This window comes from Pseudoduganella sp. UC29_106, from assembly GCF_044055365.1.
Classification (GTDB): Bacteria; Pseudomonadota; Gammaproteobacteria; order Burkholderiales; family Burkholderiaceae_D; genus Rugamonas.
This window is the reverse complement of sequence record NZ_CP171977.1, coordinates 1,105,740-1,132,080: the sequence shown is the minus strand read 5'-3', so window position 1 is coordinate 1,132,080 and position 26,341 is coordinate 1,105,740. Positions and strand designations below refer to the sequence as shown.

Annotated in this window: 16 protein-coding genes and 1 pseudogene; 4 read left to right on the top strand and 13 right to left on the bottom strand. The window is 63.6% G+C overall.

Annotated features, from left to right (window positions below):
- Positions 1-6 precede the first annotated feature (6 nt).
- From ACHMW6_RS05850 to ACHMW6_RS05835, 4 genes are read left to right on the top strand one after another with little or no spacing between them, the layout of a single operon-like run.
- A complete protein-coding gene (locus ACHMW6_RS05850) occupies positions 7-1,509 on the top strand; it encodes a sugar ABC transporter ATP-binding protein (RefSeq protein WP_395406200.1) in 1,503 nt (500 codons plus the stop codon).
- Entirely contained in the window at positions 1,506-2,498 is a 993-nt protein-coding gene (locus ACHMW6_RS05845; RefSeq protein ID WP_395406199.1) for an ABC transporter permease, read from the top strand. The genes ACHMW6_RS05850 and ACHMW6_RS05845 overlap by 4 nt, the downstream gene beginning before the upstream one ends.
- Complete coding sequence (locus ACHMW6_RS05840) at positions 2,495-3,511, top strand: ABC transporter permease (RefSeq protein ID WP_395406198.1); 1,017 nt, start codon at positions 2,495-2,497, stop codon at positions 3,509-3,511. Before ACHMW6_RS05845 ends, ACHMW6_RS05840 begins: the two co-directional genes overlap by 4 nt.
- Positions 3,508-4,899: an FGGY-family carbohydrate kinase gene (locus ACHMW6_RS05835; protein WP_395406197.1), complete on the top strand. Its 1,392-nt coding sequence runs from the start codon at positions 3,508-3,510 to the stop codon at positions 4,897-4,899. Before ACHMW6_RS05840 ends, ACHMW6_RS05835 begins: the two co-directional genes overlap by 4 nt.
- On the opposite strand, the gene ACHMW6_RS05830 is transcribed toward ACHMW6_RS05835, so the two are convergent.
- The 13 genes and pseudogenes from ACHMW6_RS05830 to ACHMW6_RS05770 all read right to left on the bottom strand — a co-directional run bounded on the left by ACHMW6_RS05830 (position 4,886) and on the right by ACHMW6_RS05770 (position 26,340).
- Positions 4,886-6,838 carry a family 43 glycosylhydrolase gene (locus tag ACHMW6_RS05830; RefSeq protein ID WP_395406196.1) on the bottom strand — a complete coding sequence of 651 codons (1,953 nt, stop codon included), beginning with the start codon at positions 6,836-6,838 and terminating at the stop codon, positions 4,886-4,888. The genes ACHMW6_RS05835 and ACHMW6_RS05830 overlap by 14 nt on opposite strands.
- A gap of 8 nt (positions 6,839-6,846) precedes the next feature.
- On the bottom strand, positions 6,847-9,978 hold the full coding sequence (locus tag ACHMW6_RS05825) for a TonB-dependent receptor (protein ID WP_395406195.1): 3,132 nt from the start codon (positions 9,976-9,978) through the stop codon (positions 6,847-6,849).
- A 342-nt stretch (positions 9,979-10,320) separates the two neighbouring features.
- Positions 10,321-12,156: a translational GTPase TypA gene (gene typA / locus ACHMW6_RS05820; protein ID WP_395406194.1), complete on the bottom strand. Its 1,836-nt coding sequence runs from the start codon at positions 12,154-12,156 to the stop codon at positions 10,321-10,323.
- 102 nt (positions 12,157-12,258) lie between these two features.
- Positions 12,259-13,173 (bottom strand): tRNA pseudouridine(55) synthase TruB, encoded by a 915-nt coding sequence (gene truB, locus ACHMW6_RS05815; protein ID WP_395406193.1) that lies wholly within the window; start codon positions 13,171-13,173, stop codon positions 12,259-12,261.
- A complete protein-coding gene (gene rbfA, locus ACHMW6_RS05810) occupies positions 13,170-13,571 on the bottom strand; it encodes a 30S ribosome-binding factor RbfA (protein WP_395406192.1) in 402 nt (133 codons plus the stop codon). The genes truB and rbfA overlap by 4 nt, the downstream gene beginning before the upstream one ends.
- 84 nt (positions 13,572-13,655) lie before the next feature.
- Positions 13,656-16,538, bottom strand: a complete 2,883-nt coding sequence (gene infB / locus ACHMW6_RS05805; protein WP_395406191.1) for a translation initiation factor IF-2 — start codon at positions 16,536-16,538, stop codon at positions 13,656-13,658.
- Between the two features lie 42 nt (positions 16,539-16,580).
- Complete coding sequence (gene nusA, locus ACHMW6_RS05800; protein WP_395406190.1) at positions 16,581-18,146, bottom strand: transcription termination factor NusA; 1,566 nt, start codon at positions 18,144-18,146, stop codon at positions 16,581-16,583.
- Positions 18,143-18,631: a ribosome maturation factor RimP gene (rimP, locus tag ACHMW6_RS05795; protein ID WP_395406189.1), complete on the bottom strand. Its 489-nt coding sequence runs from the start codon at positions 18,629-18,631 to the stop codon at positions 18,143-18,145. The genes nusA and rimP overlap by 4 nt, the downstream gene beginning before the upstream one ends.
- A 316-nt stretch (positions 18,632-18,947) precedes the next feature.
- Positions 18,948-21,217 (bottom strand): annotated as a pseudogene (gene rluB, locus ACHMW6_RS05790) (23S rRNA pseudouridine(2605) synthase RluB).
- Complete coding sequence (gene scpB / locus ACHMW6_RS05785; RefSeq protein ID WP_395406188.1) at positions 21,192-21,941, bottom strand: SMC-Scp complex subunit ScpB; 750 nt, start codon at positions 21,939-21,941, stop codon at positions 21,192-21,194. Before scpB ends, rluB begins: the two are co-directional and overlap by 26 nt.
- Positions 21,942-22,293: 352 nt before the next feature.
- Positions 22,294-23,280 carry a glucokinase gene (locus ACHMW6_RS05780; protein WP_395406187.1) on the bottom strand — a complete coding sequence of 329 codons (987 nt, stop codon included), beginning with the start codon at positions 23,278-23,280 and terminating at the stop codon, positions 22,294-22,296.
- A 386-nt stretch (positions 23,281-23,666) separates the two neighbouring features.
- Positions 23,667-24,641, bottom strand: a complete 975-nt coding sequence (locus ACHMW6_RS05775) for a VTT domain-containing protein (protein ID WP_395406186.1) — start codon at positions 24,639-24,641, stop codon at positions 23,667-23,669.
- A 22-nt stretch (positions 24,642-24,663) separates the two neighbouring features.
- Positions 24,664-26,340 carry an ABC transporter ATP-binding protein gene (locus ACHMW6_RS05770; protein ID WP_395406185.1) on the bottom strand — a complete coding sequence of 559 codons (1,677 nt, stop codon included), beginning with the start codon at positions 26,338-26,340 and terminating at the stop codon, positions 24,664-24,666.
- Position 26,341: the final 1 nt, after the last annotated feature.

The window sequence follows — 26,341 nt, the reverse complement described above, 5'->3', positions numbered from 1 at the left end:
TTCGCCATGCAGCATAACCAGGCACCCGTGCTGGAGTTGTCCGGCATCAGCAAGCGCTTTGCGGGCATCGCGGCCCTGAACAAGGTCGGTCTCTCGGTCCGCGCCGGTGAAGTGATGGCGCTGATCGGCGAGAACGGCGCCGGCAAGTCCACGCTCGTCAAGACGCTTACCGGCATCTACACGCCGGATGAAGGCAGCATCCGTCTCGGCGGCGAGGAACTGAAGTTCACCTGCGCCCAGGATGCACAGCGCGCAGGCATTACCGCGGTGCACCAGGAAACCGTGATGTTCGATGAACTCACGGTGGCCGAAAACATCTATGTGGGTCGCCAGCCGTCGCGCGGCGGCCGCATCGACTGGAAGCGTATCGAAGCCGAAGCCGAGAAGCTGTTCGAACGGCTGGAAGTCTCGCTGCCGGTACGCGCCCGCGTGAAGGACCTGAGCGTGGCGCAGCGCCACTTCGTGGAAATCGCCCGCGCCCTGTCGCAGGATGCGCGCGTGGTGATCCTCGATGAGCCGACCGCTTCCCTCTCCCAGCGCGAAATCCATGAGCTGTACCGCATCATCGGCCAGCTGCGCGCCGCCGGCACTGCTGTCATCTTCATCTCGCACAAGTTCGACGAAATCTTCACCGTGGCCGACCGCTACACCGTGCTGCGCGATGGGCAATTCATTGCCGACGGCGCCCTGGCGGACATCAGCGAATCCGAGCTGGTGGCGCTGATGGTGGGCCGCACCGTGCAGAACGCCTATCCCAAGGCGGACGTAGCGCCGGGCGAAGTGCTGCTGGAAGTCGAGAAGCTGTGCCATCCGACGGAATTCGACAACGTCAGCTTCCAGCTGCGCCGCGGCGAGATCCTGGGCTTCTATGGCCTGGTGGGCGCGGGCCGCTCGGAAGTGATGCAGGCGTTGTTCGGCCTGACCAGCAATGTGAGCGGCAGCGTGACGCTGGAAGGCAAACCAGTGCGGATCGGCTGCCCGCAGGACGCCATCGCCCAGGGCATTGCCTATGTGCCGGAAGACCGCCAGCACCAGGGCGCACACCTGTCGCTGCCCATCATGCAGAACATCACCCTGCCCATCCTGCCGCGCATCGGCTTCTTCCTGCGCAAGCGCCGCAGCGAGGAATGTGCGATTGCGCGCCACTTCAGCGAGCAGCTGGAGCTGAAAGCGTCCCACCTGACGCAGAACGTGTCCGAGCTTTCCGGCGGTAACCAGCAGAAGGTCGTGCTGGGCAAGTGGCTGGCGACGCAGCCCAAAGTGATCATTCTCGACGAGCCGACCAAGGGCATTGATATCGGTTCCAAGGCTGCGGTGCACCGCTTCGTCAGCCAGCTGGTTGAGAAGGGCTTGTCCGTGATTCTCGTTTCATCCGAACTGCCCGAAGTGCTGGGACTCGCCGACCGCGTGGTCGTCATGCACCAGGGCCATGTGAAGCAGGTATTCAGCCGCGAGGAGGCCACACCGGAAAGCGTTGTGGCGGCGGCATCCGCGCTGGAGATGGTATGAACTTGTTGAAACAACGCGAGGCGCAACTGGCGCTCTCGATCGTCGCGCTCATCCTGCTGGTCGGCATGCGCGCTCCCGTGTTCCTGACTTTGCCCAGCCTGGGCAACCTGCTTACGGACAGCACCCTGCTGATCATGCTCGCGCTGGCGCAGATGCTGGTGATCGTGACGCGCGGCGTGGACCTTTCCGTTGCATCCAACCTGGCACTGTCCGGCATGGCGGCGGCGCTGATCGCATCGCGCGCGCCCGACACCCCGCTCATCGTGATCGTGCTGGTGGCGACCGCGCTTGGCCTGGTGCTGGGCCTCGTCAACGGCTGGCTGATCGGCTACCTGCAACTGCCGCCCATCGTGGTCACGCTGGGGACGATGAGCGTATATCGCGGGCTGGTATTCGTGCTGTCCGGCGGCGCCTGGGTCAATTCGCACCAGATGCCGGCGAATTTCATCGCCTTCCCGCTGGAGCGTTTTCTCGGGCTCACGCACCTGGTGTGGATTGCGGCGGTGGCGGTGCTGGTGGCCTGGTACGTGGCGCGCTACAGCCGCTTCGGCCGCGACCTGTATGCGATCGGCAATGAACCCCATTCCGCGCGCTATGTGGGCATTCCGATTGCGCGCCGCCTGCTGTGGACTTATGGCTTGTCCGGCGCCGTGGCGGGCCTGTGCGGCTACCTGTGGGTGGCGCGCTACGCCGTCGCTTACACGGAAATCGCCTACGGCTTCGAATTCACCGTGATCGCCGCCTGCGTGATCGGCGGCATCAGCATCGCCGGCGGCAGCGGTTCCGTGCTGGGCGCGGTGCTCGGTGCGCTGTTCCTGGCCGTGATCGGCAACGCGCTGCCGGTCGTGAAAGTCTCTCCGTTCTGGCAAAGCGCCCTCACGGGCATCGTCATCCTCGCCGCGGTGCTGATCAACGCACGCGGAAGCCGCAGCAAGGGCCGCCAGATCCTGCCGCTGCATCTGACTAACACTGCCAGGAGTGCTGTATGAACTCCGTCCCGCTCATGTCCGCTCCAAGCACATCACGTTATACGATTCTCGACCGTCCCAACTTCAAGTTCGGCGCCCTGATGGGGCGCTGGGAGTCGCTGCTGGTCCTGCTGCTGATCGCCGTCTTTGCCATCAACGGCGCCCTGCTGCCGCATTTCCTCGATCTGGACAACCTGGCCGACGGTACCTTCAATTTCAGCGAGAAGGCGCTGATCGCGCTGCCCATGGCGCTTCTGATCATTTGCCGCGAGATCGATATTTCGGTGGCGGGCATCCTGGCCCTGTCCTCGGTGGCGATGGGCCTGGCGAATACGGCCGGCTGGCCGCCTGAGTCCCTGCTGTTCGTGGGCGTTGGCACCGGCGTTGTCTGCGGCGCGTTGAATGGCGTGCTGGTCACGCACTTCGCCCTGCCCTCCATCGTGGTCACGATCGGCACGGTGTCGGTTTTCCGCGGCCTGGCCAGCGTAGTGCTGGGCGACCAGGCATTCACCGGCTATCCGCAACTGATGGCCGACTGGGGCCAGGGCTATTTCTTCGGATCCCTGCCGCGCGAGTTCACCGTGCTGCTGGTATTTGCCGCGCTGTTCGGCTTCATGCTGCATGCCACAAGCTGGGGCCGCCGCATTTACGCCATCGGCAACAACCCTGTAGCGGCGCGCTTCTCCGGCATTTCGGTTGACCGCTACCGCTTCATGCTCTTCGTGCTGACGGGCGCCATGGCAGGCCTGGCGGCCTTCCTGCTGACGGGCCGCATCGGCAGCACCCGTCCGAATATCGCGATGGGCTGGGAGCTGGAAGTGATCACCATGGTCATCCTCGGCGGCGTGAGCATCTCCGGCGGCGTGGGCACCATTGGCGGCGTGATGCTGGCCGTGCTGACGCTCGGCGCCGTGACTTTCGGCCTCTCCCTGGCGAATATCCCGGGCATCTACATGACGATCTCCGTCGGCGTGCTGCTGCTGGTGACGATCGCCCTGCCCCGACTGCTGCGCGGCCGCAAGGTGGCCAAATGATCCAGGACCGCCGCGCCACCGTCGTTCTCGATATCGGCAAGACTAATGCCAAGCTGACCCTGATCTCGCCGGACGGAGTCACGCTTGCTGAACAGCGCAGGCCAAACATCATCCTGCACGATGCCCCCTACCCGCACCACGATACGGAGGGCATCTGGAGCTGGATGCTGGATACCCTGCGCGCTTATGCGGCGCAGGCGCCGATCGGCGCCATCGTCCCCGTCACTCACGGCGCCACTGCGGCGCTGATCGATGACGATGGGCTGGTGCTGCCGGTGCTGGATTATGAATTCGAACTGCCGGCCGATCATGTAGAGCGCTATGGGCGCCTGCGCCCGGCCTATGTGAACAGCCATTCGCCACGTCTGCCGGCAGGCCTGAACCTGGGTTCGCAACTGGTGTGGCAGGCGATGGCTTTCCCTGCCGAATTTGCGAAGGCGCGCCACATCCTGATGTATCCGCAGTACTGGGCCTGGCGTCTTTGCGGCGTGGCGGCAAGCGAAGTGACTTCGCTGGGCTGCCATACGGACTTGTGGCAGCCGGCGCGGCAGCGTTATTCGGCGCTGGTAGAGCGCATGGGCTGGTATAAGCTGTTCCCCGCGTTGCAGCCTGCCTGGCAGCCGCTGGGCACGCTGAAAGGTGCGCTGGCTGCGCAGACCGGGCTGCCAGCGGATTGCCAGGTTTTGTGCGGCATCCATGACAGTAATGCGTCCCTGCTGCGCCATCTTGGCGGCACAGAGGCGCCGGCGGTGCTTTCCACCGGCACCTGGGTGATCGCGGCAGCGCCGGGCAAGCCGCTCGATTCGCTGCGCGAGGAGGCGGATATGCTGGCCAATTGCAGCGCGTTCGGGGAACCGGTGGCTTGCATGCGGTTTATGGGCGGGCGGGAGTTTGGTGCCATTGCCGGCGATGCGTCTGTCGCCTGCAGCGAGGCGGATCTGGCGAAAATCGTTTTGCAGGGGACGTTTGCGGTGCCGGCGTTTGCTGCGGCGGGACCGTTTGCGCGGCACGCGGGCGGGCTCGTTGGGCCGGAGCCGGCGGACGCGGCAGAGCGGTATGCACTGGCGACGCTGTATGAGGCGCTGATGTGCGATTACTGCCTGTCGGCGCTGGGCGTGGATGGCGCGGTCGTGGTCGAGGGGGCGTTCACGGGGAATCCGCACTTTGCGCGGCTGCTGGCGGCGCTGCGCGCGCCCGGCGGCAGTGTTGGCGGCGTCGGACGCGGGGCGGTGATGGCAACGGATGACACGAGCGGGACGACTTGCGGCGGCTGGCTGCTGCATCGCCGCGACGGCAATCCGCAGCTGCAGGGCCATGTTGCGCAGCCCCTGCAGCTGGCGGGCCTGGAAGGCTACCGCCAGCGCTGGCTGGAACTTACTGCGGGATGAGATTGATGCGGGTGGCCGCGTCGCGGTCGGCCCGCAAAGTCTGGCCGTCGGTCGTCAGCTCCACGACCTGGATGCTGGAACGGCGCGTGCCCTTCCCTTCCGGGTGCGTGAAGTAAAACAGGAAGGCGCGGTCGCCGCTGACCACCACATCGGGATGGCCGCCGATCACACGGTCATCCTCGCCCTTGCCGGGCTTCTGCAACAGGTTGTCCGACTGACGCTTCCACGACAGCGCATCGCTTGAGCGGTACACGCCCAGGCCCTGCCACACATCGGTGATCATCCACCAGCTGCCCTTCCACTGGAACACTTTCGGGCCTTCGCCAGCCTGGTCGCCAACCGTGCGGCCGCGGTCCGTCCACGTCACGAGGTCGGGACTGTCCGCATAGTAGATGGACTTCTTGTCCGCCTCATTGTTGTACCACATGCGCCAGCCGCCTTCCGGCAACCGCACCACGCTGGCGTCGATCACCTTTGGCACGGCCAGCGGCAGCTGCTGCGCGCCGCTCCAGTTCAGCAGGTCCTTGCTGGTCAGGCGGTAGATGTAGCGCGGATGCTTCCAGTCGGTGAACACGCCTGGCACCACGGTGAGGAACATATGCCAGGTGCCGTCCGGTGCGCGCACGATGTCGGGCGCCCAATGCGTGACGTCGGCGCCGCCCATATCGGGCGGAAGCTCGATGTTAGCGGTACCCACATAGCGCCAGGAAGTGCCGTTGTCCGCCGATTCGGCGATGCCGATGCGAGTGCCGTGCACCCAGGCGATATCGGCCAGGCCGGCAGCATTGGCGCGGCGATTCGTGTAGAACATCCACCAGCGGCCGACGGCGGGATTCCAGACCACGACCGGATCGGCCGCACCGTCGTACACGGGATCGCGGAACAGCGGTTTGGCGGCCACCGCGCCGGGTGCGTCCGCCACCGGCGCGCCGAAGTCCGGTGTGCCGTCCGCGCGGTAATGGATGGCTTGCGCGCGCGTGTGGCGGTTCGGGTCATACAGCGAATCGCCCTTGATGTCGCGGTAATTGCGCGCGTGGTAGACGATAACGTCGGTCTTGCCGTCCGGCGTGGTGGTGAAGGAATTGTGGCCAGGGCCGTACTGGCCGTTGGCTGCGCTGGTGCGCAGCACCGGCTCGGCGGACTTGGTCCACGCAGCGGGATCGAGCAGGTTGGCGTCGTCGCGCGCCGTCAGCATGCCCAGCACATAGTTGGCGTCCGTGGCGCTGGCCGAATAGGTCAGGAACACGCGGCCGTTGCGCACCAGGACGGCCGGCGCCTCATTCACGTCGAAGCGCACGCGCTCCCACGGATATTCCGGCTTGGTCAGCATGGCGGTAGGGCCGGTGATGGACCAGGGCGTATCCATCTTCGCGATGTAGATATTGGTGCCCTTGGTCTGCTCAGTGGTGCCGCGCTGGGTCCAGACCAGGTAGCGCTGGCCGCGCAGCGCAAAGGTGGTGGCATCCAGCGCGAAGGATTCCCAGCCCGTCTTCAACTGGCCAAGCTCTTTCCATTCACCCTCGAAAGGATCGGCGGAGCTGTTCTCCAGCACGTAAAGCCGGATATCCCAGATCGCATCCGAGCGGCCTGCGGTGAAGTAGATATACCACTTGCCGTTGATGCGGTGCAGTTCCGGCGCCCAGATATGTGCGCCCATCACGCCGCTGGCGTGCTTGCGCCACACGACCTTGGGCTGCGCAGCGCCCAGCCCATCGAGCGTGCGCGCACGGCGCAGTTCGATGCGATCGTATTCGGGAACGGTGGCAGTGAAGTAGTACTGGCCGTCGTCCTGCAGGACGACCTGGGGATCGGCGCGCTGGAGCACCAGGGGATTGTTGAAAGCCGGATCGGCGTCGAGGGCGCATGCCCTCCCCGCCGCCAGCATCGCCAGCGAAGCTGCTGCCAGACTGCGCAGCAGCACGGGGGAGCGTGCAAGCATTCAGTTCCTCAATTTTTGTACGACAGGCTCACAAAGTAACGGCGTCCCGAGAAGGCAAGTTCGTTGACACGGAACAGGTCACCCGCGTCGGTGATCTGCGCCTGGTCGGTCAGGTTCTTGCCTTCCACCGAGAAGGTCCAGTGCTGGTTGATACGGTACTGGAACTTCGCATCCAGGAAGCCGGTCTTCTCCTGGAAATTCGGGTTGCCCGACACATCGTTGGCGCCGGTGTAGAAGCGGTCACGATAGTTGTAGGCGATACGCGCGTTGTACTTGTCGCGATCGTACCACAGCGCCACGTTGTAGCTGTTCTTCGAAAGGCCCGGATACGGCAGTTCGGTACCATCGAGGACGTTGGTCAGCGCAGTACCCGGCGCGTACTTGAAGTTCATGCGGGTGTAGTTGGTGTCGATACCGAAACCACCCAGCCAGCCTGGCAGCATGGTGAACGCGGTACGTGCGGTCAGCTCGATACCGTTCGTGGTTGCGCCCTGGCCGTTGATCGGCTGGTTCACGTCGAACAGGGTGCCATCCTTGAACAGGTCCACGTTGCGCACCAGCGCGCGGTTGATGATGTAGCTGGTGATCTTCTTGCGGAAGAAGCCTGCGCTCACCTGGGTGTCCGCGCTTGGGTAGAACTCCAGGCTCAGGTCATAGTTGGTGGCACGGTAGGGTTTCAGGTTCGGGTTACCGGCCGTGCAATCGTCCACGCCGTCGCCGCCGAACTGCGGATTGCCGCTGTTGACGGTACAGGTGGCGTTCGGCACCAGCAGGTCGATCGAAGGACGCGCCATCACCTTGCCCCAGCCCAGGCGGGCCAGGAAGGTATCCGGCACCAGCCACATGGCGGCATTCACGCTCGGCATCCAGTCGTGATAGGTGTTCTGCACGGTGGCGATGCCATTGGAGACCACGCGATTGGTGAAGGTGGAGCTGCCCGGCGCATTTTCGACTGCAACCTGGTAGCGCTGCAGGCCGGTCGACTTCTCGTCGGTGCGGGTGTAGCGGACGCCGATATTGCCGAAGATCTGGCGCTCCCACGCTTCGGTGCTGAAGTCCACGCGGCTGTAGCCGGCCCAGATGCGTTCTTCGGCGGAGAAGGCCGGGATCTGCGGATAGGTCTTGCCGTCGCTGCCCGGCGCGTTATACAGGTTCACGTAGTTGAACTTCGAGGTGTCGAAGTACGGCAGCGCGTTGCTGTAGATAGGGCTCATCCAGCCGCTCGGCAGGCCGCTGACCTTGTCGTAGCCCTTGAAGAAGGTGCCTGGAGAGGTGCCGCGCACAGCCGCAATAAGCTGCTCCATCTGCGCAGCGTTGATGTACTTGGTGGAGAAGCTGTTGTTGATGAAGGACTGCGTATCCGGTGCACGCTGGGCGCCGGTCTTGTTCAGCGGATCGTAGATCAGGGTCTGGTTTACGTTGGCGCTGACCACGTTGATGTCGTCGGCGGTGGAGACCAGGTCCTTGCCGTTGCTGGCCAGGTAGCCGCCGGCGGCAAACTGCTCGGACGTGGCGCGGCGGCCCTGCACGCCGAACCATACCTTCTTGAAGAAGGGCGTATCGAGCTTGTACTTGAAGTCCAGCTTGCCCTGGTCTTCGGTGTTCTTCGTTTCGGACGGACGGTACTGCAGCTGCACCTGCACATAGGAGCTGTTGGCATCCGGCGAATAGGCGGACGGGAAGTCGAAGTGCGGCAGGCCTTGCGAATCCAGCGTGACCTTCAGGCCCGGTGCATTCTGGGTCAGCGAAATGTTGTTGCTCTGCGAGCTGTACTTGGACTTGGAGCTGCCGAACAGGCCATCCACTTCCCAGCCATTGGCCTTCCAGTTAAAGCCGCTGGACAGATACTGCGAATGCACCTTCAGCTGGAAGTCGCGCGCCGAAGTACCGAAGGCGCCCTGGCCGCCCTGGCCTGCCACGTTCATGCAGTTACCCACGGTGTACTGCGTCACATAGTGATTGTTGACGGTCATGCCGGCCGGGGTGCCCGTGGTGGTCACAGGCAGGCAGGTGCCGGCGGTTGTCGGCACGCCGGTGCTGGTGTTGTAGACCGGAGCGTTGCCCTGGTTGAACAGGCGATTCACGTTGCCGAAGTCGGTACCGAAGTTGCGGTCGTTCAGGCGCTGGTCCTGGCTGTTGTCCTGGTAGCTGATGTAGGCGCGCAGGTTCTTGCTGAACTGGTACTGCGCGGTCAGCTCGGCGGACGAACGCTCGTGGTCGCGGGTCCAGATGCCGTAACGCGCGATGCCCGGCGAGTAGTCGAACCACTGGCTGCTGCAGGCGGTGCGCTGCGCAGCGGTCAGGCCCGCGGTGGTAGCGCAGCCGCCTGGCGTGTTGACGGCGGCGACAGCCGGATCGAGGCTGGTGACGGTCTTATCTGCCGAGAAGTCCCAGTCGCGCAGGAAGCGCCAGGAAGTGTTGCGGGCGTAGTCGTTCTGCGTGTAGACCTTGTCGTAAACAAGATTGGCCATCAGGCCGAGTTTGCCGTCCAGGAATTTGTCGGCCAGCAGCAGGCTGGCGCGCGGCTGCACACCGCCACGGCTGGTGGACTGTTCGCCGGACACGGTTACCGCAATGGTCTTCTTCTTGAAGTCCAGCGGCTTGCGCGTGGTGATGGTCACGGTGCCGCCCACGCCGCCTTCGGTCAGGTCGGCGGTGGTGCCCTTGTACACGTCGATCGATTGAATCAGTTCGGAAGCCAGCTCGCGCAGTTCGGCGCCGCGGCCCGCGGTACCGTTGGAGGACAGCACGGACATGCCGTTGATTTCCACGCGGTTCAGGTTCGGCTCCACGCCGCGGATCGAGACCTGCGTGCCTTCGCCGAAGTCGCGCGTCAGCTGGACGCCGGTGATGCGCGACAGCGCCTCGCCTACGTTCTTGTCAGGGAACTGGTTGATGTCTTCCGCGACCAGGGAGTCGGACACGGTGTCGTTGCGGATCTTGCGCTCAATTGCGGAGGCCACGGACTGGCGGGTGCCGGTCACGGTCACGACGTTTTCTTTTGGTGCTGCGTCGTGGCGGTTGGCGCCGGCTGCCTGGGCATCGCTTTCCTGGGCAAAGGCGCCGGTAGCGACGAGATAGGAAATCAGGGCAAAGATGGTTCGATTGATCGTGCGGGCTTTGGTGTGCTGCTGACTCACAATGTTCTCCTCCGAATGCTGATCAAGTTTTTGATCGGGCGTTGTTCTAGTTAGTCAGGCCATTCTATGCGCGCACTCAAAAGAAAAATCAGCCAACGTTGAAAGAATCAGAATGATGAGCAATGTGTTGAATAAACCCCGCAGATAAAGGCACTCTGGGAATAAGCATATGCGTGCTGCAGTGCGCAAACGCTCAATTCGCTGATTGATCTGAATAAAACCAGAGGCGTAACCCAGGTGTCTGCCACATCGTGGCAGACACCTGCTTTTGGCCGTGGGTTGAAAAAAAAGCCCGCCGGCTCTTCCGAGGCGGCGGGCTTTTGGCGCAGTGCGCAATACGGTTTATACGCCTTCGCGTTGTGCGCGCTTGCGCTCGTGTTCCTTCAGGAAGCGCTTGCGCAGGCGGATGGATTTCGGCGTGATCTCGACCAGTTCATCGTCCTCGATGAATTCAACCGCGTATTCCAGCGACATCTGGATCGGCGGCACCAGGCGTACGGCTTCGTCGGTGCCGGATGCGCGCACGTTGGTCAGCTGCTTGCCCTTGATCGGGTTCACAACCAGGTCGTTGTCGCGCGAGTGGATACCGATGATCATGCCTTCGTACACAGGGGTGTTGTGCTCAACGAACATGCGGCCGCGGTCCTGCAGCTTCCACAGTGCGTAGGCAACGGCCTGGCCGTCGTCCTGCGAGATCAGCACGCCGTTGCGACGGCCGGCCAGTTCACCCTTGGAGGTGTCCACCGGTGCGTAGGCATCGAACACGTGCGACATCAGGCCGGTACCACGGGTCAGGGTCATGAACTCGCCCTGGAAGCCGATCAGGCCGCGCGCAGGAATGCGGTACTCCAGGCGCACACGGCCCTTGCCGTCCGATTCCATGTTCTGCAGGTCGCCACGGCGGCGGCCCAGTTCTTCCATCACGCCGCCCTGGTTGGCTTCTTCCACGTCCACCGACAGCATTTCGTACGGCTCTTCGCGCACGCCATCGACCATCTTGAACACAACGCGCGGACGGGACACGGCCATCTCGAAGCCTTCGCGGCGCATGTTTTCGATCAGGATGGTCAGGTGCAGTTCACCGCGGCCGGAGACTTCGAAGATCGTGTCGTCATCGGTCGGGGCAACGCGCAGCGCCACGTTGGATTTCAGTTCCTTGTCCAGGCGATCGCGCAGCTGGCGCGAGGTCACGAACTTGCCTTCGCGGCCGGCCAGCGGCGAGGTGTTGACCATGAAGTTCATGGTCAGGGTCGGCTCGTCCACGGTCAGCATCGGCAGCGGATCAGGCGTGTCGGCGGCGCACACGGTGGAGCCGATGCCGATTTCTTCGATACCGTTGATCAGGATGATGTCGCCGGCGACGGCTTCATCGACCAGCACGCGCTCCAGGCCCTTGAAGTTCAGCACCTGGTTGATGCGGCCCTTGATCGGGGTTGCGCCCGGACCGTCAACGATGACCACGTCCTGGCCGGTCTTCACGCGGCCACGATTCACACGGCCGATACCGATCTTGCCCACGTAGGACGAGTAGTCCAGCGAGGTGATTTGCATCTGCAGCGGACCGTCCGGATTGTCGTCACGCACCGGCACGTATTTCAGGATCGCGTCGAACAGCGGCTTCATGTCGCCGCCGCGCACGGATTCGTCCATGCCGGCGTAGCCGTTCAGGCCCGATGCGTACACGATCGGGAAGTCCAGCTGCTCATCGGTGGCGCCCAGCTTGTCGAACAGTTCGAAGGTCTGGTTGATCGCCCAGTCGGCGCGCGCGCCCGGACGGTCGATCTTGTTCACGACCACGATAGGCTTCAGGCCCAGGGCCAGCGCCTTGCGGGTCACGAAGCGGGTCTGCGGCATCGGGCCTTCCTGCGCATCGACCAGCAGCAGAACGGAGTCCACCATGGACAGCACGCGTTCCACTTCGCCGCCGAAGTCGGCGTGGCCCGGGGTGTCGACGATGTTGATGTGGGTGCCTTCGTACTCAACGGCGCAGTTCTTCGACAGAATCGTGATGCCGCGTTCCTTTTCGAGGTCGTTGGAGTCCATGACGCGGGTGTCGACCTGCTGGTTTTCACGGAAGGTACCGGACTGGCGCAGCAGTTGGTCAACCAGGGTGGTCTTGCCATGGTCAACGTGGGCGATGATTGCGATATTGCGAATTGCGCGTTTAGTATTAGACATGATGTTTGTATTTACAGAAAAACTGCGAGTGCGGATGCACTGAACCCACTAGTATAGCATGCTGCGTTGCGCCCAACCACGATTCGCGATTCGGTGCAGAGCTCAGGCGGCTGTGGCGATCAGGCGCTCGGGGGCGAGGATGGCGTATTCGCCGAACAGGCCTGTGCCGAGCAGGCGGCCGTCGGCGGCATAGACCCGGACGCGGCCTTCATACTGCGCCGGCACGGCTACCGATGGCTCCTTGCCCAGAGGCAGGCGCTGGCCGTGCAGGAAACGCCTGGCGAGATCGTCGTTCAGGATGATACTCGGGAAAGATGACAGCAATGCGTCAACGGGCGCCAGCAGCTCGCGCGGCGCGCCGTGCGCTGCCAGCGCTTCCAGCGTGACCATGTGGTCGGTTGTCAGCGCGCCGACCTGTGTGCGGCGCAGGGCATTCAGGTGGGCGCCGCAGCCCAGGGCCGCGCCGATGTCTTCACCGAGGACGCGGATGTAGGTGCCTTTGCTGCAGGTGACGGCCAGCTTCAGGAATGGCGCTTCATAGCCGACCAGTTCCAGCTTGTGGATCACCACGTCGCGCGCTTCGCGCTCAAGCGTGATGCCTTCGCGGGCGTATTCGTACAGAGGCTTGCCGTCGCGCTTGAGCGCGGAATACATCGGCGGCACCTGCTTGATCGGGCCGCGGAAGCGTTCCAGCACGGCTTCGATGTCGGCCACCGTGGCGGTGACCGGCAAAGTCTCGAGCACGGCGCCTTCGGTGTCGCCCGTGTCCGTGCGCACGCCCAGATGAACGGTGGTCAGATAGGTCTTGTCGGCCTCCAGCAAGTCCTGCGAGAACTTGGTGGCTTCGCCAAAGCACAGCGGCAGCAGGCCGGTGGCGAAGGGGTCGAGCGTGCCGGTGTGGCCGGCCTTCTTCGCGTTCATGAAACGCTTGGCCTTGATCAGCGCATCGTTGCTGGACAGGCCAACAGGCTTGTCGAGCAGCAGCACGCCGTCGACGAGGTCACGCACACGCTTCATTCTTCGCCGCTATCTTCGTCTGCGTCGGCGGCGCGGGTGGCGTTGGCCTTGTCGATCAGTGCGGACATCGCCATGCCGCGCGCGGCCGATATGTCGTGCAAGAAGTGCAGCTGCGGCAGCGTGTGGATGTGCAGGCGCTTGCCCAGCTGGTTGCGCAGGTAGCCGGCAGCCGCCGACAAACCGGCCAGCGTGTTCTTTACCGATTCCTCATCGTCCTTCAGCATCGTGAAGTAGATCTTGGCATGCGCATAGTCCGGCGTGAGCTGCACTTCGGACAGCGTGACCATGCCCACGCGCGGGTCCTTCAGTTCGAAGGCGATCAGCTCGGACAGGTCTTTCTGGATCTGGTCGGCCACGCGCAGGCCGCGCTGTGGGATGGATTTGCTATGTTTTGCCATGATGGTGCCTAAAAATAAAGACGGGCGCCGCGCCTCGCCGAAGCGAGGCGGGAGGCACCCGCCGTGTATCGCCGCAAACCGCTGTTACAGGGTACGGGCGATCTCCTGTACTTCGAAGACCTCGAGCTGGTCGCCCACTTCGATCTCGTTGTAGCCCTTGAGGTTCAGACCGCACTCCAGGCCGGCGCGCACTTCTTTCGCGTCGTCCTTGAAACGCTTGAGCGAGTCGATCTCGCCGGTCCACACCACGATGTTGTTGCGCAGCAGGCGGACGGACGAGGTGCGCTTGACCACACCGTCGGTAACCAGGCAGCCCGCAATCGCACCGACCTTGGACACGTGGATGACCTGGCGGATTTCCACCTGGCCGATAACGTGCTCGCGCTTCTCCGGCGCCAGCATGCCCGACATCGCCGCTTTGACCTCTTCGATTGCATCGTAAATGATGTTGTAGTAGCGGATGTCGACGCCGTTCGCCTCGGCCAGCTTGCGGGCCTGTGCATCGGCACGGGCGTTGAAGCCGATGATGACAGCCTTGGAAGCGGTCGCCAGGTTGACGTCCGATTCCGAGATGCCGCCCACCGCGGCGTGCACGATCTGCACGCGCACTTCGGAGGTCGAGAGCTTCTGCAGCGAGCCAACCAGCGCTTCCTGCGAACCCTGCACGTCGGTCTTGATGATCAGCGGCAGGTTCTTCACCTCGCCTTCGGCCATCTGGTCGAACATGTTCTCCAGCTTCGCGGCCTGCTGCTTGGCCAGCTTCACGTCGCGGAACTTACCTTGACGGAACAGGCCGATCTCGCGCGCCTTGCGCTCGTCCGCCATCACCATCGCTTCTTCACCAGCGGCCGGCACTTCGGTCAGGCCCTGGATCTCGACCGGGATGGAAGGACCGGCTTCGTTGATCGACTTGCCGTTCTCGTCCAGCATGGCACGCACGCGGCCGAAGGACGAACCTGCCAGCACCACGTCGCCGCGCTTCAGCGTACCGGATTGCACCAGGATGGTGGCCACCGGGCCGCGGCCCTTGTCCAGGCGGGCTTCCACCACCAGGCCGCGCGCAGGCGCTTCCACCGGTGCTTTCAGTTCCAGGACTTCAGCCTGCAGCAGCACGTTTTCCAGCAGGGAGTCGATACCCTGGCCGGTCTTCGCGGACACCGGCACGAACGGCGAATCGCCGCCGTATTCTTCCGGCACCACCTGCTCGGCGATCAGTTCCTGCGTCACGCGCTCCAGGTTGCCGCCCGGTTTGTCGATCTTGTTGACCGCGACTACCAGCGGCACGCCTGCAGCCTTGGCGTGGGCAATTGCTTCCTTCGTCTGCGGCATCACGCCGTCGTCGGCCGCCACCACCAGGATGACGATGTCGGTCGCTTTCGCACCGCGGGCACGCATTGCGGTAAACGCTTCGTGACCCGGCGTATCCAGGAAGGTGATCGTGCCGCGCGGGGTATCCACGTGGTACGCGCCGATGTGCTGGGTAATGCCGCCCGCTTCGCCGGACGCCACTTTGGCGCGGCGGATGTAGTCCAGCAGCGAGGTCTTGCCGTGGTCGACGTGGCCCATCACCGTCACCACCGGAGCGCGCGACACGGCTTCGAAGTGCGCGTGTTCGCCCTGGTCGGCCAGGATCGCTTCAGGATCGTCGACGGCGGCCGGGAAGGCCTTGTGGCCCATCTCTTCCACCACGATCATCGCGGTTTCCTGGTCCAACACCTGGTTGATGGTGCACATCTGGCCCAGCTTCATCAGCTGCTTGATCACCTCGGAAGCCTTGACGGACATCTTGTGCGCCAGTTCAGCCACGGTGATGGTTTCCGGCACATGCACTTCCTTGATGATGGCTTCGGTCGGCGCCTGGAAGTTCGACTCGCGATCGTCCTGGTGGCCGCCACGGCGACCCTTGCCGCCCGCACGCCAGCCGTCACGACCGCCGCCTGCGCCGGGGCCGCCACTGCGGCCCTTGGTGCCGCCGGCTGGTGCGCCGCGGCGCTTTTCATCCTGCCAGGACGAAGACACATTGGCCGACTTGATCGACTTCTTGTCGCCGCCCTTCTTGTCGTCTTTCTTCTCGCCGGCCGGTGCGGCTGCGCCGGCAGCCGCCGGCTTCTTGTCCGCCGGCTTGTGCAGCGTGCCTTCCGCCACCTTCGGCTTGGCCGGTGCGGCAGCGGCAGCAGGCGCCGGTTCCGGCGCCTTCATCACGCGGCGCGGCTGGCTCATCATGGCCTTGATCTGGGCCACTTCATCAGCCACGGCCTTGCGTGCGCGCTCGGTCGCTTCCGCGCGCTCGGCGGCTTCCTTCACAGCCACTTCGTGCTTGCGCTTGGCTTCTTCGGCATCGGCCTGGCGCTTCTTCTCTTCTTCTTCCGCAACAGCCTTCTGCGCCGCGCCTGCAGCGGCGGCAGCAGCTGCCTTCTCGGCGGCAGCCTTGTCGGCAGCGGCCTTCTTGGCCTCTTCCTCGGCGGCGCGCTTCGCTTCTTCCTCGGCGGCCTTGGCTTGTGCTTCCTTTTCCGCGTCCAGCTTGGCCAGGCGTTCCTGCTTTTCCTTCAGTTCCGCTTCCTGGCGTGCGATCAGCTCCGCCTGGCGGCGCGCTTCCTCTTCGCGGCGTGCGCGTTCGGCAGCGTCGATCACCGGCGCGGACTGGCCGCCGGCCACCACGTCGTCGCGCTGGACGAAGGTGCGCTTCTTGCGCACTTCAACCTGGATGGTGCGCGCCTTGCCGGTGGCGTCGGCCTGTTTGATCTCGGACGTTTCCTTGCGGGTCAGGGTGATTTTCTTCTTCTCGCCCTGCTCCGCGCCCGCGCCGTGGGTGCGGCGCAGGTGTTCCAGCAGCTTGTCCTTATCATCTTTCGACAATGGATCTGACGCCGAACTCTTTTCGACGCCAGCAGAACGCAGCTGCGACAGCAGCAGGTCTGCAGGCATCTTCAGTTCGGTGGCAAATTGGGCTACGTTGTTACTCGCCATTCAGTCCTCTTTTCTTGTGTCTCGGATGATAAAGATTGCTACTTAAGCCTTGGCCGCTTCGGTTGCGTTCCATGCCTTGGCCTGCAGGGCCTTGGCGCGGTCGTCGTACTTGGAATCGACCAGCTTCATTTCATCGTCGGACACATTTTCAAATTCATTCGAAATCAGTTCACGTGCACGCTCGCTCGACAGGGCCAGGATGGCGCCGAATTCGTCGTACGCGAGACCGGCAAATTGCTCCAGCGTCTTGATGCCCGCCAGGCCCAGTTTGCCCGCCGTGATGCGGTCCATGCCTTCCAGGCCGACCAGCGACTCTTCCATGCCTTCCAGGCCTTCTTCCGAAGCAATAGCCTCGGTCACGAGGGCGTCACGGGCGCGGGTACGCAGCTCGTTGACGGTATCCTCGTCGAAGGCTTCGATTTCCAGCATCTCGGAGATCGGCACGTAAGCGATTTCTTCCAGGCTGCTGAAGCCCTCTTCCACCAGGATGTCGGCCACTTCCTGGTCCACATCCAGTTTTTCCATGAACAGAGCGCGGGTGGCTGCGGTTTCGGCAGCCACCTTGTCGGCTGATTCCTCAGCGGTCATGATGTTGATCTTCCAGCCGGTCAGCTCGGAAGCCAGGCGCACGTTCTGGCCGGAGCGGCCGATCGCGATTGCCAGGTTTTCCTCATCGACCACCACGTCCATCGCGTGCTTGTCTTCGTCCACCATGATCGAGCTCACGTTGGCCGGAGCCAGTGCGCCGATCACGAACTGCGCCGGATCTTCCGACCACAGCACGATGTCCACACGCTCGCCGCCCAGTTCCGCGGTCACGGCCTGCACGCGCGAACCGCGCATGCCGACGCAGGTACCGATAGGATCGATACGCTTGTCGTTGGTGTGCACGGCGATCTTGGCGCGCACGCCGGCGTCGCGGGCGGCGGATTTGATCTCCAGCATGCCCTGCTCGATTTCAGGCACTTCCAGCTCGAACAGCTTCATGATGAACTCTGGCGCGGTGCGCGACAGGATCACCTGCGGGCCGCGCATATTGCGGTCCACGCGCAGGATGTAGGCGCGCACGCGGTCGCCGATACGCAGGTTCTCTTTCGGGATCATCTGGTCGCGCGGCAGGCGCGCTTCGATCTTGCCCGATTCAACGATGGCGTCACCGCGCTCCATGCGCTTGATGGTGCCGGTTACCAGCGCGTCGCCGCGCTCCAGGAAGTCCTGCAGGATCTGTTCGCGCTCTGCGTCGCGCACCCGCTGCAGGACGACCTGCTTGGTGTCCTGCGCGAAACGGCGGCCGAATTCCACGGATTCGATCGGCTCTTCGATGTACTCGTCCACTTCGATGTCCGGAATCTGCTCGCGGGCTTCGAACAGCAGCACTTCCTGGTCAGGCAGCTGCAGGCCGGCCTCGTCGGGCACCACGTGCCAGCGGCGGAAGGATTCGAACTCACCGGATTCGCGGTCGATCGAAACGCGAATATCGACTTCGCCTTCATAGCGCTTCTTCGTGGCTTGCGCCAGCGCGAATTCGAGGGCGCCAAAAACCACGTCCTTATCGACATTCTTTTCGCGCGCCAGCGCATCAACCAATAACAAAACTTCGCGACTCATGCTTTGCGGCTCCTAAAATCCACCTGTGGCACCAAACGTGCCTTATCAATGTCCGCGAGCGTGAAATTCAGCACCGCAGGACCATCTTTACCTTCAAATTCAATACCCAGTTGCTCGCCCTCCGGCTCCGTCAGGATGCCCTGGTAGGACTTGCGGTTCGCCGTGCCGGGGATCGCCATGCGCAGCTTGACGATGGCTTCACTGCCGGCAAATCGCACGAAGTCGCTGAACTTGCGCAGCGGCCGGTCCAGGCCGGGCGACGAAATCTCGAGGCGCTCATACGGCACATTCTCGACCGTCAGCACGTGCGACAGCTGGTGGCTCACCGTGGCGCAGTCTTCCACCGTGATCGGACCTTTTTCCTCGGCGTCTTCTGCGCTGAAATCGATGAACACGCGCAGCAATCCGCGCTCGGCCCGCTCGTAATCAACCATTTCGTAGCCCAGGCCCGATACGGTTTTTTCAATCAATTCAGGCAATTGCAAGGAAAAATCTCCGAATACTCAAAACGGTTCAACCAAAAAAAAATGGGCAACTGCCCATCTTTTTTCACTACAGCCAGATGAAAGCACCCTTCAGCAAAAACATCTTGCGAAGAACTTTTACTAGGCTGCTTATTATAGCGCCTTATTGACTTCGCTGCAATGCCGCATACCACATGGCGGGGCATACAACAATATCAATTCAGCTTAAAACCCAGGCAAAACCTGGTGTCAGGCACAAAGTGCCTGACACCAATTCGTTGCCGCGTGCCAAGGTGTCTGCCACATCGTGGCAGACACCAGCCTTTGGGTTGGGTTCTCAGCCCTTGCGGCGGCGCGGCATGCCATGATCCATGGCGCCGCCGCGCTGCTGTCCGCCGCGGCGCTGCTGCTGGCCGTGTCCGGCGAAGCCGAAGGTCGTCTGCAACGGATCGGGCTGGCGCGGACCTTTGCCCTTGCCTTTGTTGCCGCCGCCGGCGCCCTGGCGCTGGTCGCCAAAGCCCGCATGTCCGCCGTGACCGCCCTGACCACTGTGACCGCCCTGGCCACCGTGACCGCCCTGGCCACCGCCATGACCGCCACCGAAACCGCCGCGGCCCGCGCCATAGAATGCGCCCTGGCCCTGGTTGCGGCCGCCGCGCGGCGCCGTCGGGAACGGATCGGCATTCTTATTGCTCACGTCCATGCGGTTGCCGTTCGGCTCACGTTCGCGCTTGTTGCCGCCGCCGCCCTGCTGCTGCGGCTTCTTCTGCTCGCCGCCACCGGAGGCTTCCTTCTGAAACCAACCGCAGCCAGCAGGTCGCGTACGGTATTCTCTTCCATCTCTTCCCAGCGGCCGCGCTTCAGGTTGCTCGGCAGGGTCAGCGCGCCGTAGCGGGTACGGATCAGGCGGGAAACGGTCAGGCCGATGGCTTCGAACATGCGGCGCACCTCGCGGTTGCGGCCTTCGCCGATCACCACGCGGTACCACTTGTTGACGCCTTCGCCGCCGCCGTCCGCGATCTTGGAGAACTGGGCCATGCCGTCTTCCAGCTCAACGCCGGACAGCAGCTTCTGGCGCATGCCCTCTTCCAGCTCGCCCAGGGTACGCACGGCGTACTCGCGGTCGATGTTGTAGCGCGGATGCATCAGACGGTTCGCCAGGTCGCCGCTGGTAGTGAACAGCAGCAAGCCTTCGGTATTGAAGTCGAGGCGGCCGACGGCCAGCCACTTGCCTGCTTTCATCGTCGGCAGGCGGTCGAACACGGATGGACGGCCATCCGGGTCATCGTGCGACACGATTTCGCCGGCCGGCTTGTGGTAGACCAGCACGCGCGGCGGCTTCTTGCTCACCTTGCGCTGGATCAGCTTGCCGTTGATGCGCACGGCGTCGGTCGGCAGGATGCGCTGGCCGATGTGGGCCGGCTCGCCGTTCACCGACACGCGGCCGGCAATGATCAGCTCTTCCATATCGCGGCGCGAGCCAAGGCCGGCTTCGGCCAGGACCTTGTGCAGCTTCGGTGCGTCGTCTTCCGCCGTCAGGTCGCGGCGCACCGGCTTCGGCTGCTGCTTACCCTTGGCGCCATCTTCACGGTCAAAGTCTTCCGAGGTGACGAAGGAGAACACGGCATCGGCTTCGGATGCCTTGTCCTTGTGCTTCATCTTGTTGCCGAAGGCGCCCGCAACACGCTGCTTCTGACCATGCTGGCCCTGGCCACCCTGGCCCTGGCCTGGCTGGCCGCCCTGGGCGTGCTGGCCTGGCTGGCCTTCGCCTTGCTGCTGGCCGTGCCTGCCCTTCTTGTTCTTGTGCTTGCCATGCTTCTTGCCCTGGCGGTCGCCCGGCACGCTGGTCGGCCACACGCCGTCAGCGGCTGGTGCGGCGGCGCCTGCTTCAGCACCTGCGCCCTCTTCTGCAGCAGCGCCCTGCTCGGCAGCGCCGGCGTGCACGGCTTCGGATGCGGCGCGCTCAGCCTCACGCAGGGCGCGCTGCTCGCGCATCTGGCGCGGACCGCGCGGCGTGCGGGCTTTGTTGCCGCCATCTGCGGCGGATGCGTCAGCGCTCGCGGCGGCCGGTACGGCGTCGGACACGCTGACCGGTGCAGCTTCCAGCGCGGCGCCAGCGGCGTCGTCAGCCGTCTTGCGGCGGCCGGAGGACGCGGTCTTGCGGGCCGGCTTGGCCACAGCGGCGACCGGTTCGGCATCGCCCTGGGCAGCGGCAGGCGCGGCTTCGGCGGCAGGCTTGGCGGCGGCGGACTTGCGGGCGGCGGCGCGCGGCGCCTCGGCAGCGGCCGGAGCGGACGCGTCGCCCGCCTCGGCGGAGACCGCGGACTTGGCCTTGGTCGCACGCTTTTTGGCCGGCGCCGGGGCGGCATCCGCGGAAGACGCGGCGGCAACCGGGGTCACAGCAGCATCAGCGGCGGCCACTTCGGCCTTGGCCTTGGTGGTGCGCGGCTTTTTGGCGGCCGGAGCCGGTGCGGCCTCGGTGGACGCAGCGGCAGCAGCGGCAGCCTTGTCAGCCTCAATCTGTGCCTTGGTACGGCGCTTAGGCTTGGCAGCGGTTGCGTCGACAGCCGGGGAGCCGGTCTCAGGGGTGTTCTCGGAGTTCGTCATTATTCGTATCTTGTGGTGGCTCAGCGTCTGGCGTTGCATCCGGCGCCGTTTCTACTACCGGCTCCTCTGTGGGAGCCGCATCAACAGTATGTTCAGTGTGTTCGGCGGCATGCGCCGCCTTCTCGAAATTCTCTTCCAGCGCCGCTTCCAGCACTTCCAGCGGGTTGGACTCCTGCTCGCCGCCCAATTGCTGCAGCGGCGGCAGTTGGGACAGCGAATCCAACCCCAGGTCGTCCAGGAACTGCTTCGTGGTCCCCAGCAGGGCCGGACGGCCCAGCACATCGCGATAGCCGACCACATCAACCCAGCCGCGGTCTTCCAGCATCTTGATCGTCTGCGAGTTCACCGCAACCCCGCGGATTTCCTCGATATCGCCGCGCGTCACAGGCTGGCGGTAGGCGATGATCGCCAGCGTTTCCAGTGTGGCCCGCGAATATTTGGGCACTTTTTCCGGACTCAAGCGGTCCAGGTACATCTTCATCTCAGGCCGGCTCTGGAAGCGCCATCCGCTCGCCAGGCTGACTACTTCAATGCCGCGCCCCTGCCAGTCCAGGCGCAATTCTTCCAATAATTCCTTGATCGTATCGGCGCCGACGCCCTGGCCCAGCGGCCTGCCCTGGTCATCGACATCGACATACAGCTTTTTCAGGCTGTGGATCGACAAAGGCTCAGTTGCGCATAGCAACGCGGTTTCGAGGACTTTTTTCGCCTCAACTGTATTCATATCGTCTTGTTGTTTGCAAAGCGATGCAAGAGAAGGCGCCGGGCCGCTGCGCGCCGGGGCGAGAGTCTCAGGTGGAGAGTATTGTTTTCAGGGCGAAAACAGGACGGCAAACCCAGGAACGATTGGCGCCGTTTCATCCAACTGTGCCAATTGTACCTGATAAAACCGCGAACGGTGCAATTCGCGGGGTGGATCGTTGATCTGCCCCGTCGGATTCATCAATCGGCACGACTGAGCTTGCACGGCGGATCAATGATCCGCCCTACGCGGCGCGAGAAATCAACAGCGTGAGGCCCAAAGGGGTGTAGGGCGGATCATTGATCCGCCGTGCGTGAGCCGAGGCAAAGCCGCCTTAGGCCAGCCGCTCGGCCAGAATTGCCGAAACACCAACAAAAGCCGGATACTCCGCCGTAATCACATAAGTAGGAATCGCGGCGAGGTAAGAACGGAACCGTCCCTTCTCCTCAAACCGCGCGCGGAACCCGGAGCGATCAAACCGCTCGCCGAGGCGCGGCACGATGCCGCCGCCAATATAGATACCGCCGACGGCGCCCAGGGTCACGCCCAGGTTGCCCGCGATGGTGCCCAGCATGGTGCAGAAGTGCTCGATGGCCTCGTCACACAGCGGGCAGTCGCCGGCGAGCGCACGGCGCGCGATCTCAGACGCCGCCAGCGTCTCCGCTTTCTCGCCGCGGAGATGCGCAATGGCGCGGTACAGCAGCTCGATGCCCTGGCCGGACAGCAGGCGCTCAGCCGACACATGCTCGAACTCGGTCCAGGCGTATTGCAGGATTGCCACCTCGTCCGCGCTCATCGGCGCAAAGCTGACGTGGCCGCCTTCGCTCAGCAGCGCCGTCCAGCCCGATGGCGACGGGATCAGCCCCGACACGCCCAGGCCCGTGCCGGCGCCCACCAGTCCCAGCGCGCCCGGCTGCGGCGAGCCGCCGCCGACCTTGTGCTTTTGCGCGTCGGACAGGTGGGGCAGCGAGCGGGCCAGCGCAGTGAAGTCGTTCACCACGACCAGCACTTCGAAGTCCACTTCCTGGCGCAGGGCCTCGATCGAGAATTCCCAGTGGTGGTTGGTCATGCGCACGAAGTCGCCATTCACCGGGTTCGCGATCGCGATGGCGCCGTGACGAATCGGTTGGCCGGCGGCCTGCTGCACGTCCGGCAAGGCCAGGTAGGCTTTCAGTGCATCGGCCAGCGTGTCGTAGGATGCGCCGGACAATACGTGGATATTGCTGATCTGGCCAGCGCCCAGTTCCAGCGCGAAACGGGCATTGGTGCCGCCGATGTCCGCCAGCAGGCGAGCCGGCGCGGAAGTGGTGTGAGCAGTCATGGCAATCAGCAAATTCGGTCGAGCCTTAATGCTACGGGATATCTTGGCGGTTGCGCAAGAATTCTTTGTAGTTTGGGTACAAGAGGCGCGGAAAACGCGACAATTTGGCAAAATTGCGGCGTAGTATGACTACCGGACAAGCCGCCGACGGCGCACGCACGGCGGATCAATGATCCGCCCTACGCGTCGAGGGCGTTCGACCGGAATGCCACGATGACCACCCGTCGCGGACTTCTAAGCGCCATGTCATCGATGCCCCCCCCGGCGACGTGCACCTTGAAACGGAATGTCATCGATATGGCGTAGGGCGGATCATTGATCCGCCGTGCGTGCTGGGCGGCGCCGCCTGCGGGGGACACGGGCGGCGGGGGGAAATAACGGGAAAATTACTGTCGGGCGTCCGCCGGCGCCAACGGCTCGGGCGTCAGCTCGGCGGCGACAACCGCTTCCGGCCGGAACGCGCTATTCCACGCGTCCAGCCCGCCGTGCAGCGGCTTGGCGCGTTTATAGCCGTGTGCGTGCAACTGCTTGGCCACCTTGGCGGCCGTCACATCATTCGGGCAGCTGCAATAGACGATGATATGCCGGTCCTTGGGCAGCTGGGAAATCAGCTTGGCCGGATCGCCATTGACCAGCAAAGCACCCGGCACGGGCGGATCGAGCATCTGGGCCGTGGCGCTGCGGGCATCGATCATGACCGGATCGTGGCCCGAATCGAGCAGCTCGCGCAGCTCGTCGATGGAAATGCGTTCGGTCTGCATCGCCTTCTGGAAGCGGCGGCGCTCGATGAATTTGGCCAGCACAAACAGCGCCAGCAGCACGCCCAGCACCATCAGCGCGGTGCTGCCCATGGTTGACAGCAACTCCAGCACCGCGTCCACATCCGAATGGAAGTAAGCGCCGATGGCGATGCCGGTGGCGCTCCACAGCAGACCGCCGGTCAGCGCAAAGCCGAGGAACACGGAAAGCCTGGTGCCCATGGCGCCCGCCAGCGGCGGCGCAATGGTATTAAAGCCGGGAATGAACTTGGCCACCATCATGGACTTGGGGCCCCACTTCTTGAAATTGTCCTCGGTCTGGCTCACGCAGTAGTCCGGGGACAGGGAAATCTTGCACAGCAGCTTGAGAATGCGCTTGCCGTAGCGGCGGCCGGCGCGGAACCAGAACAGGTCCGCCAGCAGGCAGGCCGACATCGCCACCACCAGCACGCCCAGGAAAGGCGTGCCGCCATCCATCGCCAGCGCACCGGCGACGATCAGGATCGGATAGGCGGGAATCGGCAATCCCATCTGCTCGACAAGCACCACAGCGAACACAATGAGGACGCCGTACTGCTGCAGAAGGTAGATCAGGTTAGCCATAATATTCGTATGTTAGCGCAATTCATCCGGCGCCGCGCGGGATAGCCCCAAGCAGCGTCCGAGTATAAGGATGGGTGGGATTCCGGTACAAATCATCCGAATTCGCCATTTCCACAACCTCCCCCTTATTCATCACCATCACCTGATCGGAAATATACTTCACCACCGAGAGGTCGTGCGAGATAAAGATGTAGGAAAGGCCAAATTCATCCTGCAGATCCTGCAGCAGGTTGAGCACCTGAGCTTGTACGGACACGTCAAGTGCCGACACGGATTCGTCGCACACCAGGATTTCCGGCTTCATGGTCAGGCAGCGCGCAATCGCAATGCGCTGACGCTGGCCGCCCGAAAACTCGTGCGGGTAGCGGTGGTAAGCGTGCGGCGGCAGTCCCACCCGCTCCAGCAGCGCCATCGCCATGTCCGTCCGTTCGCGGTCATTGGCGCCGATCGAGTGCAGCCGCATCGGCTCCAGCAGGATCTGGCCGACCGTAAAGCGCGGATTCAGCGAGGCATACGGGTTCTGGAAAATAATCTGTATACGGCGCTTGTAGGCCATGTACTCCTTCGCCGGCATGGACAGCAGATCCTTGCCCTCGAAGAGTGCCGTGCCGCCTGTAGCCTGGTGCAGCCGCAACAGGGTCAGTCCCATGGTGGACTTGCCGGACCCAGACTCCCCCACCACGCCCAGCGTTTTCCCGCGCGGCAGCTTGAACGACACATCCTTCACCGCCTGGAACTCGCGCTTGCCGAACAAACCTTCACGCAGCCAGAAGCTTTTCTTCAGGTTGCGCACATCGAGCACAATCTCGTCGTCGGGCTTGTAGCCGCGCTCGCGCTGCGGCAGGTCGACATTTACCTTGCCATCCATGTAGTCCGCGATCACCGGCAGGCGGATCGGGCGCGCATCCAGCGAGGGACGGCAATGCAGCAAGGCGCGCGTGTAATTGTCCTTCGGCGCGCTGAACACATCCTGGGCGGCGCCCGTTTCGCGCACCTCGCCGTGACGCATCACGATCACCTCGTCGGCAATCTCGCCCACCAGGCCCAGGTCGTGGGTGATGAACAGCACGGACATCTGGTGCTTCTTCTGCAGGCTGGCGATCAGCTCCATGATCTGCTTCTGGATCGTCACATCGAGGGCGGTAGTCGGCTCGTCGGCGATCAGCAGCTTGGGTTCGCAGGCGATCGCCATCGCAATCATCACGCGCTGCTGCTGGCCGCCGGACATCTGGCTCGGATAAGCGTCGATCTTCTTGTCCGGATCAGGGATGCCCACTTCCGCCAGCAGTTCCAGCGTGCGCGCCCTCGCCTGCTGCCTGTTCATGCCCATGTGCTGGCGCAGCACTTCGGCGATCTGGTAGCCGACCGTGAACACGGGGTTCAGCGAAGACATCGGCTCCTGGAAGATCATCGAGATATCCTTGCCGCACATGGCGCGCCGCTCCGCGGTCGAGAGGTGCAGCACTTCGCGGCCGTCGAACAGCACGCGGCTGGCCGGGTCGATGATGGTGGTCAGGGCCGGCAGCAGCCCCATGATGGCCAGCGAGCTGACCGACTTGCCGCTGCCCGATTCGCCCACCAGCGCCACCGTCGCATTGCGCGGGATGGCGAAGGAAATGCCCTTCACGGCTTCGAAAGTGTTCTTCTTGTCGACCTTGAAGCTGACGCGCAGGTTCTGTACTTCCAGTAGCTTGTCCATA

Coding starts and splice junctions, on each gene's coding strand:
- ACHMW6_RS05835 (WP_395406197.1), top strand. CDS start 3,508: ATGATCCAGGACCGCCGCGCCACCGTCGTTCTCGATATCGGCAAGACT.
- typA (WP_395406194.1), bottom strand. CDS start 12,156: ATGTCTAATACTAAACGCGCAATTCGCAATATCGCAATCATCGCCCAC.
- ACHMW6_RS05845 (WP_395406199.1), top strand. CDS start 1,506: ATGAACTTGTTGAAACAACGCGAGGCGCAACTGGCGCTCTCGATCGTC.
- rbfA (WP_395406192.1), bottom strand. CDS start 13,571: ATGGCAAAACATAGCAAATCCATCCCACAGCGCGGCCTGCGCGTGGCC.
- nusA (WP_395406190.1), bottom strand. CDS start 18,146: ATGAGTCGCGAAGTTTTGTTATTGGTTGATGCGCTGGCGCGCGAAAAG.
- ACHMW6_RS05770 (WP_395406185.1), bottom strand. CDS start 26,340: ATGGACAAGCTACTGGAAGTACAGAACCTGCGCGTCAGCTTCAAGGTC.
- ACHMW6_RS05830 (WP_395406196.1), bottom strand. CDS start 6,838: ATGCTTGCACGCTCCCCCGTGCTGCTGCGCAGTCTGGCAGCAGCTTCG.
- truB (WP_395406193.1), bottom strand. CDS start 13,173: ATGAAGCGTGTGCGTGACCTCGTCGACGGCGTGCTGCTGCTCGACAAG.
- ACHMW6_RS05775 (WP_395406186.1), bottom strand. CDS start 24,641: ATGGCTAACCTGATCTACCTTCTGCAGCAGTACGGCGTCCTCATTGTG.
- ACHMW6_RS05850 (WP_395406200.1), top strand. CDS start 7: ATGCAGCATAACCAGGCACCCGTGCTGGAGTTGTCCGGCATCAGCAAG.
- scpB (WP_395406188.1), bottom strand. CDS start 21,941: ATGAATACAGTTGAGGCGAAAAAAGTCCTCGAAACCGCGTTGCTATGC.
- ACHMW6_RS05780 (WP_395406187.1), bottom strand. CDS start 23,280: ATGACTGCTCACACCACTTCCGCGCCGGCTCGCCTGCTGGCGGACATC.
- ACHMW6_RS05840 (WP_395406198.1), top strand. CDS start 2,495: ATGAACTCCGTCCCGCTCATGTCCGCTCCAAGCACATCACGTTATACG.
- infB (WP_395406191.1), bottom strand. CDS start 16,538: ATGGCGAGTAACAACGTAGCCCAATTTGCCACCGAACTGAAGATGCCT.